The 13,015-nt window shown below is 34.3% G+C and carries 13 protein-coding genes; 1 reads left to right on the top strand and 12 read right to left on the bottom strand.

Annotation, left to right across the window (positions count from 1 at the left end; genetic code table 11):
- Positions 1 to 12: 12 nt before the first annotated feature.
- From MLC44_RS05270 to MLC44_RS05250, 5 genes are read right to left on the bottom strand one after another with little or no spacing between them, the layout of a single operon-like run.
- A complete protein-coding gene (locus tag MLC44_RS05270; RefSeq protein WP_434658729.1) occupies positions 13 to 1,248 on the bottom strand; it encodes a TolC family protein in 1,236 nt (411 codons plus the stop codon).
- On the bottom strand, positions 1,205 to 2,386 hold the full coding sequence (locus MLC44_RS05265) for an acetylornithine transaminase (RefSeq protein WP_418641270.1): 1,182 nt from the start codon (positions 2,384 to 2,386) through the stop codon (positions 1,205 to 1,207). The genes MLC44_RS05270 and MLC44_RS05265 overlap by 44 nt, the downstream gene beginning before the upstream one ends.
- A gap of 14 nt (positions 2,387 to 2,400) precedes the next feature.
- Positions 2,401 to 4,143: a molybdopterin-containing oxidoreductase family protein gene (locus tag MLC44_RS05260; RefSeq protein ID WP_346388608.1), complete on the bottom strand. Its 1,743-nt coding sequence runs from the start codon at positions 4,141 to 4,143 to the stop codon at positions 2,401 to 2,403.
- On the bottom strand, positions 4,133 to 4,381 hold the full coding sequence (locus MLC44_RS05255; RefSeq protein ID WP_434658727.1) for a hypothetical protein: 249 nt from the start codon (positions 4,379 to 4,381) through the stop codon (positions 4,133 to 4,135). Before MLC44_RS05255 ends, MLC44_RS05260 begins: the two co-directional genes overlap by 11 nt.
- Complete coding sequence (locus MLC44_RS05250; protein WP_434658725.1) at positions 4,345 to 4,941, bottom strand: HlyD family secretion protein; 597 nt, start codon at positions 4,939 to 4,941, stop codon at positions 4,345 to 4,347. The genes MLC44_RS05255 and MLC44_RS05250 overlap by 37 nt, the downstream gene beginning before the upstream one ends.
- Positions 4,942 to 5,056: 115 nt before the next feature.
- On the opposite strand from MLC44_RS05250, the gene MLC44_RS05245 reads away from it, so the two are divergent.
- Complete coding sequence (locus tag MLC44_RS05245) at positions 5,057 to 5,998, top strand: chemotaxis protein CheW (RefSeq protein WP_418641267.1); 942 nt, start codon at positions 5,057 to 5,059, stop codon at positions 5,996 to 5,998.
- Between the two features lie 16 nt (positions 5,999 to 6,014).
- On the opposite strand, the gene MLC44_RS05240 is transcribed toward MLC44_RS05245, so the two are convergent.
- The 7 genes from MLC44_RS05240 to MLC44_RS05210 all read right to left on the bottom strand — a co-directional run bounded on the left by MLC44_RS05240 (position 6,015) and on the right by MLC44_RS05210 (position 12,799).
- Positions 6,015 to 7,181, bottom strand: a complete 1,167-nt coding sequence (locus MLC44_RS05240) for a sensor histidine kinase (RefSeq protein ID WP_151900609.1) — start codon at positions 7,179 to 7,181, stop codon at positions 6,015 to 6,017.
- A complete protein-coding gene (locus tag MLC44_RS05235) occupies positions 7,168 to 8,151 on the bottom strand; it encodes an ATP-binding protein (RefSeq protein ID WP_434658723.1) in 984 nt (327 codons plus the stop codon). Before MLC44_RS05235 ends, MLC44_RS05240 begins: the two co-directional genes overlap by 14 nt.
- Positions 8,152 to 8,158: 7 nt before the next feature.
- Positions 8,159 to 8,584, bottom strand: coding sequence for an STAS domain-containing protein (locus tag MLC44_RS05230; RefSeq protein ID WP_151900611.1), 426 nt, complete (start codon positions 8,582 to 8,584; stop codon positions 8,159 to 8,161).
- A 9-nt stretch (positions 8,585 to 8,593) separates the two neighbouring features.
- Positions 8,594 to 10,258, bottom strand: coding sequence for an EAL domain-containing response regulator (locus MLC44_RS05225; RefSeq protein ID WP_434638050.1), 1,665 nt, complete (start codon positions 10,256 to 10,258; stop codon positions 8,594 to 8,596).
- Between the two features lie 19 nt (positions 10,259 to 10,277).
- A complete protein-coding gene (locus MLC44_RS05220) occupies positions 10,278 to 11,570 on the bottom strand; it encodes a methyl-accepting chemotaxis protein (protein ID WP_151900613.1) in 1,293 nt (430 codons plus the stop codon).
- Positions 11,542 to 12,027, bottom strand: coding sequence for a PAS domain-containing protein (locus tag MLC44_RS05215; RefSeq protein ID WP_151900614.1), 486 nt, complete (start codon positions 12,025 to 12,027; stop codon positions 11,542 to 11,544). The genes MLC44_RS05220 and MLC44_RS05215 overlap by 29 nt, the downstream gene beginning before the upstream one ends.
- A gap of 67 nt (positions 12,028 to 12,094) precedes the next feature.
- A complete protein-coding gene (locus tag MLC44_RS05210; RefSeq protein WP_434658722.1) occupies positions 12,095 to 12,799 on the bottom strand; it encodes a response regulator transcription factor in 705 nt (234 codons plus the stop codon).
- Positions 12,800 to 13,015 lie beyond the last annotated feature (216 nt).

Raw genomic sequence — 13,015 nt, 5'->3', positions numbered from 1 at the left:
TCTTTTTCCCGTTTATTTTTCATTGCTGATATACATTTCATACAGATTCAAGAGTTCCAACTGCTTGTCCAGCTCATATATTTTTGTATCTATATTTTGTATCCGCAAAGAATTTGCAAGTCTTTGCACATCATATTCTGTCTTGTACCCAGCCTTAAAAAGTTTTTTTGTATCTTCCAAAAGCTTCGTATATAATACGATATTTTCATTACTCAACGCTATCTTTTTATTATAATTTTCTATATTGTGCATGACCTGTTCATACAAAGAGTTCAATTCTCTTTGTTTGTCTTTTAACACAATTTTTGCCTTTAAGTAGTCTACTGTTGCAGATTCTATATCTCTGAATGTATTGATATCGAGTGGAACTGAAAGGGCAATACCATAATCATAGTAGTTTAACTCATTTGAATTGCTGACTATTGTCGGACCTACCTGAAAAGCCTGATTTGTCGTAAGCTTCCAGTTATATCCTGCTGTAAGATTTACCTTTGGAAGATATTTTGCAAGAGTAACATTTTTATTGTATCTGTTTTTCTCTGTCTGGGCTCTATCCATTTGCAGCACTATATTATGTTGTAAAAACTCGTCATGTTCTAAAAGTTTTAATTTCGGAATAGCGACTTTTGTATAATCCAAATCACTCAAAGCATGAAAAGAGCTCACAAGTTTTTCTTTCGCAGCCTGAATATCGTACAAAACAGACAAGGCTGTATTTTTTTGAATCACAGCATCATCCAAAAACCCTGAATCAAGCTGTCCGCTGAAATACTCCTCTTTTTTCTGTTGCAGATTTATTTCACTGTTTTTAATTTGTAGTTTTTGCTTTTGCTCTTTGAACTCTGTTTGTTTTATCTGCATCAAAACAGCAATAGTATCTTTAATCATTTTTCGTTTTGCCACATCAATAGAGTACTTCGTATAATATTTACTCGCATTGGCAAATTTTATGCCGTAATAGATCCCTCCGCTTTGAAAAATTGGCTGATTTATGCGAATAGCCGCATTTTGGTTTGACTGTCCAACACCAAAAGCATTGTTTTTGGAATAACTGTAATTGATCTGAACAGGAACTATCCATGAGTCACGCAGTTTGGAACTCTCCGCTTCATTTTTTTCATAATCATACTGAAACTGCAACTGCTTGTAAGAAGATATGAATTGCTCCAGACCAGCATTGTCATCAGCTCCAAAAAGAGGGAAACTACAGCTGAGACATAGCAGAGTTAAGAGCACTGAAGCCTTCATCAATTTCCTCTTTTGTAATTGTCAGCGGTGGTAAAAATCTTAATGTGTTTCTTCCTGCTTTAAGCATAATGACACCATTTTCCTTTGCCAGGTTTATAATATTTGTCAGTGTATCTGCATCTTTGACACGCAGACCACACATCATACCAATCCCGACTTTTTGTGTAAATATTTCCCTGTTGGCATTATAAAATTTTTCCAAAGACTGATTGAACATCAAAGAGGTTATTTCCAAATCACCGCTTTGTTTTTTTTCATTGAGTATATCTACCACTTCACATACAGCACGGCTGCTCAGATAGTTTCCGCCAAATGTCGATCCATGATCTCCTGCGCTGAGAACATGCTTGAGTGTTGTCATGACTATTCCTACAGGAACACCTCCTCCGATGCCTTTTGCCAGTGTGATAATCTCAGGGGAGATTCCATAAGCCTGCGATGCCGTAAATTCACCGATTCTATAGGCACCGGTTTGTACTTCATCGACAATCAAAGGAATTTCACGCTCTTTTAAAAGCTTTGCCAGTGCCTGTACTTTTTCTTTGTCCTGCGGCTCTACTCCGCCCTCGCCCTGAATCAGTTCGATCATTACACCCGCTGTATGGTCGTCCAGCAGTGCTTCGATTTCGTCTATACCGTCTGCATACACAAAACCGTCAGGAAAAGGTCCGAAATAGTTATGCATCGCCTCCTGCCCTGTTGCCTTGACTGTTGTAATGGTTCGTCCGTGAAAAGAGTGGTTGAGTGTAATTATTTTGTATCTTTTTATCTCTCCGTCACGCTCCCCGTGTTTTCTGGCAATTTTTATAGCTCCTTCATTTGCTTCTGCACCACTGTTTGCAAAAAAGCACTGCATATCATACCCGCTTGTCTCGACAACTTTTTGAGCAGCCAGTGCCTGGGGTGCTATATAGTAAAGATTCGATGTATGTGTCACACTTGCCAGCTGTTCGCACAAAGCCCTGCTCACTCTTTCATTTGCATGACCGACTGAAACAACACCGATACCGGAAGTAAAATCTATATACTTTTTCCCCTCACTGTCAAAGAGAGTAGCGTTTTTTCCTCTTACAAACTCTATATCTGCCCGTGCATATGTCGGTAAAACATATTTTTTATCCATTTCTTTAATGTTCATTTTGTCTACTCTCTTTATTTTTTAGCAATTTTAACTTTATTTTCTTGAAAAACAGCACATTTACCCTCATAAGAGTGCTTTGAGGATGTCAGATTGTTGACACCCGGTGTGCCGCTGTATATAAGCACAGTATCTGTACGCAGTCTGCTGTCATTTTTTACTCTCAGAACAACACTTCCGTTTTGTGAACTTATTTCAATCTCTTCACCGTCTTTATATCCATGAAAGGGATGTATATAGAGATGTTTTTCTCTGTAAAACTGAGAATTTAAACTTCTGGGACTCTTGGGTGTTATGAGATTAAACTCATCCTCAGCCTCACTCTGCTGTGTTTCAAACTCTTCCAAAAAAACAAATTCACCGTCATTGGTATCAAAACCGTTTTGATACGGAACTGCTTCTCTGTTTTCAACCTCAAAACATCCGTTAATTTTTTTCACACCAAAATTTTTAAAATACTGCAGATACTCCTCTTCTGCTTTAATTTCTATATCAAATGCCTGACACAGATACGCTGCCAAATCATACTCACTGATACCGATGTCACTCTCAATCTGTTTATGCATCACCATCAGTCCGTTATGAGCATAGGAGGTACGTATATCATTCTTTTCCAAGAAGGTTTTTGCAGGAATCACCAAATCTGCCATTGCACTTGTTTCATTCTCGTACAAACCAAAATAAACTACATTTTGTGTTTTTTGTAAAGCATTTTTGACTCTCAAACTGTCTGGCATCTGTGCAAGAGGATTTGCACCCTGAATAAACACGGTTTCAAAGGCATCAAAGTCAGTATTGACCTTGGAGACTCGTTTGGCTTTTGTTTCAAATGGAGAGCTGATTCCCTCTTTGGAATTTCCAAGGTATGCCACACCGCAGCCCTCTTTTCCAAAAAAGCCAAGGGAGACGGCAAAGGCATCAATACTGCGCATCACATCCGCCCCGTCTCTGTATTTTTGAATACCTACACCACAGACAATAGCAACCTTTTTATCTATAGTCATATGTAAAATATCGCCAATATCGCCCAAAGTCACACCGATATCTTCAAGTGTTGCTTTAATGCGCACACCCTGGGTCAATTCGTAATACTCCTCAAATTCACTTGCATACTGTTGTATAAACGCTTCATTCAAACTGTCATTAATGTATACAAATCGTGCTAAAAGCAATGCAAGGTATATATCTGTATGCGGTTTTATCTGTACATGTAAATCAGCCATCTGGGCAATTTTGGTTTTAACCGGGTCTATCACTATAATGGTTTTGTCTTTTATAAGCGGTAGTATGTGAGAAGAAGTCGTATGCGGATTTCTTCCCCAGAATATAATCACATCTGATTTTTCAATTTCACTCAAAGGCATATTTTTGTTGCTGCCTCTGCCTTCTATTATTCCGGCTTCTCCTGCTCCGTCACACAAGCTTCCATCCGTAAGCGTTGCCCCAAAATTCGCAAAAAAGTGGTCTGTCACTTCCTGCATCAAAGCAAAATTTCCGCTGCCTCTGTAATGTAAAACATCACTTTTAAACTCTACTGCAAGCAACTCTTTTAGTTTTAACAGTGCTTCTTCCATCGTAATTTCTTTTCCCTGAAATCGTGCTTTTTCTATCCTTTCAAATTTGTCATAATGGTTGAGATGGGGGCATAAAAATCCCTTTGTATGTCCAATTTTAAGAGGTTTGAGTTTTTTTTCATCATACACTAACCCGCAGGCGTCATAACAGTCAAGAGGACAGGCCGTAAGACTACTTTTCATTATTTCTCGCTTTGAATTCAATTTTTACCAATCCGGAAAATACTTTTTGCGCATCTATAATAATTTGCGCTTTGTATTTTGAAATATTTTTTGTATCTGCTATATAAGAAACACGTGAGACTTTATACGGTGTCTCTTTTCCGTTGATATATATCACTTTTTTCTTCACATTTTTTAAATCATTTTTATCCAAATAAACACTCAGCAGAGCCTTGGAGGTATCTGCAATTTTGGCCAAAGGGTAGAAACCCCTACCGTTTGACCCGCTTTGACGGAGATTTCATACAATACAAAGTTTTTGGCACTGATGTTTTTGTCTTTTATGGTTTTTACAAGCTGTTTTCGTCTTAACTCCAAATCGGCTATAGTGGTTTTTAGATTGTTTATCTCTTTTTGTGTTGCAAGAGAAGAGTTCTCACTGCTCAGCAAGTCATAAAACTCTTTGTCTTTTTCTATACTGGATTTTATCTTTAAATGCTTGATTTTTTGATAATTTTCTCGCTTTTTTTCTACAAGTTGTCGCAGGTTTTGCAGTATTTTTTCATTCAAAAGCAAGGTGTTTTTTTGATAAGAGAGCTTTTTCTCAACAGCCTTTAATTCATCTTCATCAAGTTCTGAATCAATTTTTATAAAGACTTTTGATGTGAGTTTTTTTCCAGTCATATTGTCATCTGTGTAAAGCACTTTGCCCGAAACATTTGATGCAATTGTTCTTATTTCATAAGGTTCTACTTTTGAATAGTATACGTTGGAAAACAAAAAGGTAGTGATAAAAAGTAATGTTACTATTATTTTCAAAAATTCTTTCCTGAGTGATATTATAAAGCTATTTTAACATTTCATTACTAATATTCAAGCCAAATTCATTTTATTTTCGCTACTATTAATGCCTATTTAAAATTAAAGGTATTATATGTCTGTATTAGACAATGTCGACGCTGCCACAAATCTGGCAAAAAATAATGAATTACAACTGTTGGTCTTTAGGGTAAGTGAGAAGAGAGACTCAGCTTTTTATGCTATCAATATCTTTAAAACCCGAGAAGTGGTCGAATCTAAAAATCATTTTTTGACACAGATACCCTCTGCTCATCCCTTGTTTGAAGGGACAATCGTTCTTCGGAACCTGCAAATACCCATTTTAAATCTTCCTGCATGGCTGGATGTGACATTAAATGAAAATGAAATTTCTCATTCCAAAATTTTAATTTGTGACTTTAACGGTATTATTATAGGACTGAGAATTATGTCCGCCTACAGAGTGATCAAAAAGAACTGGAATGAGATGCACGCACCGGACAGTTACAGACTCAAAGAAGACGGTGTAGTCATGAATGACACAAGGCTTGAAGATGGAAGCCTCTGTCTTATCCTGGACTATGAAAAACTTCTTGCTGATGTCTTACCGCAGGCACTTGTAAATGTAGACAAAGATATAGAATTTTTAAAAGATATTGTCATTCCCGATAAGCTGAAATACGGAACCGTCCTCATTGCAGAAGATTCAAAAACAGCACAGCGACACCTTATACAGCTTTTTCAAAAAGCAAACATCAATATCAAACTTTTTGACAATGGTAAAAAACTGATTGACTACATTAAAACGCTCGGCGAATCTGCAAAAGAGATACCGGCAATAATTACAGATATTGAAATGCCGGAAATGTCCGGTTTTACCGTCATTCAAAATTTAAAAGCCAATCTGCTCACAAGAGATATTCCTGTAATTGTCAACAGCTCAATGACAGGAGACAATAACAAAAGAGAAGCAGAAGATTTAGGCGCAAGCGGTTTTATAGATAAAACAAAAAGTCATAATGTCATCCCTTTGATTGTTTCGGTAATGGAATCATAAAAACAGTACAAGTTTTTCAGTTAGTCTTTTCTCTTAAATCTAGCATAAAACAAACTCCATCATCCCTGTTTTTAACAGTAAGTTTTCCGTTGTGATGTTCTTCAACAATTATTTTAGACATATAGAGTCCAAGTCCTGTACCATTTTTTTCACTCTTAGTAGAAAAATAAGGGTCAAAAATATTTTGTAGGATATTTTCTGAAATTCCCCCTCCATTATCACAGATTGAGAGTACTTTATTATTAACTGTTATATCAATACAAGGGTTTGAAATATTTTTTTCCCGAAAATTATCCTGTGCATTTTTTAAAATATTTAGAATAACCTGCATAATTTCGCTGTCATACATTTTTATTTTTTCTAAACGAATATAATTAAAAGTCACTTGAATATTATTATTTTTCAAAGATGCAAGAATGATATTTAATGATTTATCAATAACTTCTTCAAACGTGCATAAAATTGACTGCTTGTTTGGTTTATAAAAATTTCTGAAATCATCAATGGTATTTGTCAGGTTTTGAACAAGATTTTCAATAACATTTAGCTGTTGTAAAAAATAATTTTGACACGCTTCCTGCTCTTGTAAATTATTCAGATTATAAGATTCCAGCTCTATTTTCATAGATAAGTTAACAGATGTACTGGCAATGGCACCAAGAGGCTGTCTCCACTGATGTGCAATCATTGAGATCATCTCTCCCATTTGTGCCAAACGGGATTGTTGTTGGAGTTGCTGATCCTGTTTTCTGTTTTTCGCTACTTCTTGTTGAATCCGCTCTTCGAGTGTTTTGTTTAACTCTCTGAGTTTCTTCTCCTGCTGGACCCTTTGTGTAATATCTTCTATAATAAAAATCGTCCCGTCAAGCATCGCTCTCATTTTTATATTCAAAATTTTATCTTTAAAAGAAAACTGTTCTATATCAACGCTTAGTTGATTTTTCTGAATCATTTTCTCCACATAGATATCAATAATTTCCGGAACCTCAAAAAAAAGTTTTTTGTAATCTTTATCTATATAATTATGTAAATTTTCTTCGTTGATTTCTAAAATTTCTAATATATTACTGTTGAGCATACTAATTTCTGAATTTTCTGAAACAGTAAGAATCCCGTAGGGAATATTTGTAATGATGCCACTTAAATATTGATGCAGGGCGAGGGACTGCTTAGTTTCTGACATTGTTCTCTTCCCTCTTTACAGCTATTATCGTTGAAGCATCATCAAGATTATATTTATTGAAAATATCTGTTGCCAACTCTAAAGTTGATAAATTACAGACCTCTTTATTTAAAAAATCATTATACTCAATACCGTCACTTGCCAGTACAATACAAAACTGCTCAGGAAGCAACTCTTGTTGTACTGATAAATCTTCAGGCAATTTCAGGCAGGAAGCTTGCGTATATGCTTGAAATTTCATCTCAGGATAAGAGAGAATAAAACCATTTCCCAAAATCAGATATTCAAGTTTATCAGGCAACAAACGCAACAGCACAAGAGTGATATCTTCAAAAGCATCATTATTCGAAAGCATAAGGTTGATATACCTTACAATGTCTTTTAAGGGCAACCGGTACTCTTCCAACAGAAGTCCTTTTACACTTTGTACGGTTTTATATGCCGACAGATCATCTCCTTTGCCTTCAATAATAGCAAATAAACTTTTATCTCCATCATAATGTTTAATAAAATATGCATCACTGTTAAACTGACTTGCCTCTTTTTTTACAGAAACTGGAGAGTATTCATATGTAGGTTCATCAATATATTTTCTAAGAATAATTGATGTTCCGCTTGTATCACTTTTTTCAATCAAAAACTCATCAACCGATCTTTTTGCAGCACCAAGCCCTAATCCCAGACTGTCTTTTGCAGAAGAGTTACCATCTTGTAAGGAGTGTTGAATATTTTTTATACCTTTGCCTTTGTCTTCAATATAAACTTCCAGCCCTTTGTTGTTTTGTGTATATCTGCAACTTACTTTGACATCCTTTGCATAGCGAATACTATTAATAACAATCTCTGTAACTGCAATTGAAAACATGCCTGCATCAAACCGGGAAAAACCAAACTCTTTCGCTATTTCGTTTATTTGTCTTGCACACTGATAGGCTTCAATCTCATCTAAAATATGGAAAACAAGTGACATAATACAACTATTTTTCTGTTTTTATAAGTTCATACCCTGTAACTTTAAAACTCACAAGCAGTGCATCTTGCAAATTTCTGATTATCTGTATTCCGCTAAACTGAATATCTGTTTTTACCATCTTCTCTGCCAACTCTGCTTTAATACCGCATATAATAGGTTCAATACCCATCAGTTTAAGTATATTTCCCAATCTGTTTATATATCCGGCAACTGCTGTATCAATTGCATCAACATTGTATAAATCTAATATTACGCATACAATTTTGTCTGATTCACTGATTTTGGTTATTTTTTTTGAGACATCTTCTATACGAGCTGAATCCAACAGTCCAAATAAGCTTACATAAATACACTCATCTGTTAATTTGTTTGCAACCATAGAAGTTTCAAGTCCGATTTGCTTCTTGCTTAGTGCCATTTTTTTATCCATTTTTTTCTCCTAAATTATTTTTTCATTTGGTTCATAAAAATAAAAACCTTGATAATCATCCACCTGAAAAGATTTTAATATTTCAAAAATCTTTTTAGAGTGTACAAATTCAGCAATTACTTTTATATTGAGTTTATGAGAAAACTCCACTATCGCTTCTACAAGAATAAAAGATTTTTCATTTTTGTCAATATCTTTTATAAGCGAACCATCTATTTTAATATAGTCTGGTGCTATGTTTAAAATATTTTCAAAATTTGAAAATCCGCTGCCAAAATCATCAATGGCAAATTTTACACCATATTTCCTAAAACGATTAATAAATATTTTTATATCATCAAAATTTTCCATACTCTGACTCTCAGTAATCTCCATAACAACCAATGAACCGACATCAGGATTCTTTCGAATATAGTCCTCAATCTCATCGATAAAAAGTTTGTTTTTAATATCATTGACTGTAAAATTAATGCCAATAGGTGTTTGTATCTCTTTTATCTTTTTCAGACTCGTAAATATTACATACGAAGAGAGTTGCGGGTAGAGTCCTGTTTTTATTGCAATATCCAAAAAAAAGTAAGGAGAGATCAGCGTGCCATCCTCATCACGAAGTCGCATGAGTGCTTCATATTTGACTACTTTTTCTTCCTGATTGACGATACCTTGGTAAACTGTAACAATATCATTATTCTCAATTGCATTTTTAATCTTGTCTTTCCAGATAAGAATATCCTGTTTTGCAGATCGGTTATCAATAGTATTGGAATACATCATATACTGTTTTTTATGTTTTTTAGCATACTCCAATGCAATTGTTGCATATTCGTACGAATTATATTGTGAAGTTGATATACCTACAGTAACTTCTATGGAAATTATGTCCTGCTCAGTTACAACCCGAAAAGATGCAAACTCTCTGAAGAAGTCTTGTAGAAAAATTTCATATTTTTCAAAGTCAATATATTCACAGTCATCCAAAACAACAAACTCATCTGCAGAAATTCTATAGGTTTTATAGTTTTTACCTGCAGTAAAATGTTGTAAAAAATGAGCAAACTCTTGTAATACAAAAGAACCTGTCTCTGCGCCATAAATTTCATTAATAGATTTAAATCCATTGATATCTATAATAAAAATAATTGGTACCGTAATTTTTTTTAAATCTTCAAACAAAGCATAGCGGTTGCACAAACCGGTTAAATCATCAAAATATAGCTTATGCCTCAACTCCTGCGTTTGTTTTTTAATTTCTCTTTCAAGGTGTTCTTGATAATTTTTAGCAAGTGTCTCCAGGTGAATCTTTTCCAATGCTTTTTTTAAAACTGTAAGAAACTGTTGATAGATAAGCGGTTTTATAATAAATCCGTCAATCCCAAGCTGAATCGCTCGTAAAATATATTCTGCATCATTATAGGCAGATAAAATGAAGATTGGAATTTTTGTATCTTGTTGGCGAATTTGTTCTATCATATCAAGACCATTCATTACAGGCATATTTATATCTGTGATAATTATATGAAATTTTTCATTTTTAAATTTTTCTATTCCCTCCTGACCGTTTGTAACGACTGTAATATGGGTAAAGATATTTTTCAACATCTCAAATGTGCTTGTTCGCGCATCTAAATCATCTTCGACAAAAAGCAAGTGAAGTTCTTTGGCGTAATTTTTCAACTCCTGCAGTGGCACTATTTTACTCCTCTATCATTAAATCAAGTAAATTAAAAAGCTCATTACTTGCATTTTCCATAACAGTAAAGTTTTTGATAATCTCTTCTGTGTTTTCAGGGAAAAGAGCTGTTTTACTCTCGGCAAACTTCATGTTTTTTATGGCAGAGTCATGAACTGCTTTGTGGTGGGCATCAAGTTTGTTATACACTTTTGTTTTGCCAAACTGCTTTTTACCGTCATTAAGATACCATTTTCCAAAACGGCATGAAAGATGATCTGCTAACGGTTCCGAAATATTCTGACTTAAGAGTGTCGAATATGCTTTTGATTTAAAGACTATATGATCAATTTTTGCAACGGATACAAGGAAAATATTGTTAATATGATTTGCATTATCGGCAGTTTCTTTTGCTGATTTGTTAAAACTTTTCAGTGTCGTATATAAACTCTCCAGATATTTTTGAGACTCTTTTGCTAATTCATACATTGTCTCAGACTCTTCCGATATTTCATTGGTTTCTTGTTTTAGAGTTGAAATAGTCATAGATATCTCTGTCGTAGCTTTTTGTGTTCTTTCTGCCAGTTTTCTTACTTCATCGGCAACAACGGCAAAACCTCTGCCGTGTTCACCGGCACGTGCGGCTTCTATCGCAGCATTGAGCGCAAGCAGGTTTGTCTGTTCTGCTATATCTTGAATCAATTCAACAATGGTAGAAATTTCTAATGACTGTTGATTGAGGGCATCAATCCCTTTTACTGTTTCAGTTATGCTTTCATCAAGTTTTTCAAAATTCTTTTGAACAGATTCTATCGATTGGATACTGTCCTGCGATGCTTTGCTGGTATCTTTTGATGTTTGTAAAATTGTCTTGGATATCTCATTACCAAACTCTATATCTTTTTTCACCTGTAAAACACCGCCAACACTGCCGCCTCCGATTTCATTAAATTTTTTCGAAAGATTTCCCTGTGTTTTTAACTGTATTCCTGACTTAATACCCTCTAATGATTTATTAATCGGCTCAACTGAACGGGCAAATATACCTTTAAATCCATCTTGAAACATCACTATACTGTTATCACCATTAGTTGCAAGTTTTATAGCAGTTTCACTGTCACGCATGAATGCCTCAACCTGGTCTAATAAATTATTGTAATTCCATGCCATATTATAGTATTTAGAATCTTCCGGAATATTGGTAACTCTTTTTTCAAGGTTGCCGTTTGCCGCGTCTGCCATGACACTGTTTATCTGATCCAGTAGTGCTTCATCACTTTTTCTTTTTTTATTTTTGAAGATTGAGAATAAATTCATCGTAGTTTTTCCCTTCTTGTTGTAATTGTTTTTCCAATATTTTCAATGAAGCACTTATGCCGCCACTCGCTTCAGCTTGACGTAACTCTCTATAGAGTTTTTCAATTATATGTACACCTCTTGCAGAGGGAGCTCTTCTAACCGAATAGTAGCCTACAATATTTCCATGGACATCTAAAGATGCAGTAACATTTGCAAAAACCCAATAATAATCTCCGTTCTTTGTAAGGTTTTTCACATAAGCATTGATATACTTTTTGACTTGAATACGATCCCACAAAAGTTTAAAAATGACACGCGGCATATCGGGATGTCGCAAAATATTATGTGGAGCATTGAGTAACTCTTTTTCTGAATAACCGGATATTGAGATAAAATATAAATTACCATAAGTAATCCGCCCCTTCGTATCTGTTTTTGAGACAATAAGCTCATCTTGCTTCATTTGTATTTCCATAAAATATCCTAGTAAAATTCTATTAGAAAAATTATATTATTTAGAAGTGTCAAGAAAGTGTCAAAAACTAGATACTCAGAGAATAACCTAAATCTTTGTGTGTTTGTATTGAGGATGAAGGGATTTTTTTTCTAAGGCGCTTAATAAAGCTTTTTATAGAATCTTCCGAAAACTCTTTCGTGTCTTCAAAAAGATAAAGGTGTAGATCAATAGCAGAAAAAACAGTATTAGGATAGCTTAAAAACAGATCTAAAAGTTTAGTTTCATTGGCACTCAATGTAATCTCTTTCCCTTCCAAAAAAAGTTTTTTCAAATCTCTATTCCATAAAAATCCATCTTGAAAGGGGAGAATTGTTTCATATTCCTCTTTATAAAAAAGAGATACAGTAGTTAAAATATTCAACAGTTCTTGACGCTTAATAGGTTTTTGCAAAAACCCTATAACAGCTCCAGTATTAATAAGTTCAATAAAATAGCTTGTTTCATTATAAGCAGATATAACGATAAATTTTTGTTCTATATTTATAGATAATATTTCTTTTGTAAGTTCTATGCCGTTTAAGTGTGGCATCAAAATATCTGTGATTACAAGATCGATATTCGCAAGATTGTTCTTATATGCCGCTAAAGCTTCCCTCCCGTCAGATGCAGTATATACATGAGAGAAAAAATTTTTCAATAAAGCAGTTGTACTTTTTCTCATCTCTAGGTCATCTTCCGCATATAAAACAGTAAGTTTTTTTGTTGTAGATAATAATTCTGTATTTGTCACCTATTCGCCTGATTTAATTAGTTACAATTTATTATATTTTTATTCTATATAGTGAATATTCAAAAATGTAATTGTTCGATACAATTATGCGAATATTATTTGATATGTCAGCCAAACTTCATACTTATGCATAAATATTTTCAGCTGTTGTTTCAAGTTGTAACAGCAGTATTGGGGTTTAAGATAGTAGAAATTAAGAAGGAAGTGTATTCATAG

It is taken from the genome of Sulfurimonas sp. NW9 (assembly GCF_051132275.1).
GTDB classification, from domain to species: domain Bacteria; phylum Campylobacterota; class Campylobacteria; order Campylobacterales; family Sulfurimonadaceae; genus Sulfurimonas; species Sulfurimonas hydrogeniphila.
Note: the sequence above shows the minus strand (reverse complement) of the source record. Positions and strands in the feature narration are given on the sequence as shown.

Excerpts from the sequence above, each read along its gene's own strand:
- MLC44_RS05270 (WP_434658729.1), bottom strand. The coding sequence starts at position 1,248 with ATGAAGGCTTCAGTGCTCTTAACTCTGCTATGTCTCAGCTGTAGTTTC.
- MLC44_RS05265 (WP_418641270.1), bottom strand. The coding sequence starts at position 2,386 with ATGAACATTAAAGAAATGGATAAAAAATATGTTTTACCGACATATGCA.
- MLC44_RS05260 (WP_346388608.1), bottom strand. The coding sequence starts at position 4,143 with ATGAAAAGTAGTCTTACGGCCTGTCCTCTTGACTGTTATGACGCCTGC.
- MLC44_RS05245 (WP_418641267.1), top strand. The coding sequence starts at position 5,057 with ATGTCTGTATTAGACAATGTCGACGCTGCCACAAATCTGGCAAAAAAT.
- MLC44_RS05240 (WP_151900609.1), bottom strand. The coding sequence starts at position 7,181 with ATGTCAGAAACTAAGCAGTCCCTCGCCCTGCATCAATATTTAAGTGGC.
- MLC44_RS05235 (WP_434658723.1), bottom strand. The coding sequence starts at position 8,151 with ATGTCACTTGTTTTCCATATTTTAGATGAGATTGAAGCCTATCAGTGT.
- MLC44_RS05230 (WP_151900611.1), bottom strand. The coding sequence starts at position 8,584 with ATGGATAAAAAAATGGCACTAAGCAAGAAGCAAATCGGACTTGAAACT.
- MLC44_RS05220 (WP_151900613.1), bottom strand. The coding sequence starts at position 11,570 with ATGAATTTATTCTCAATCTTCAAAAATAAAAAAAGAAAAAGTGATGAA.
- MLC44_RS05215 (WP_151900614.1), bottom strand. The coding sequence starts at position 12,027 with ATGGAAATACAAATGAAGCAAGATGAGCTTATTGTCTCAAAAACAGAT.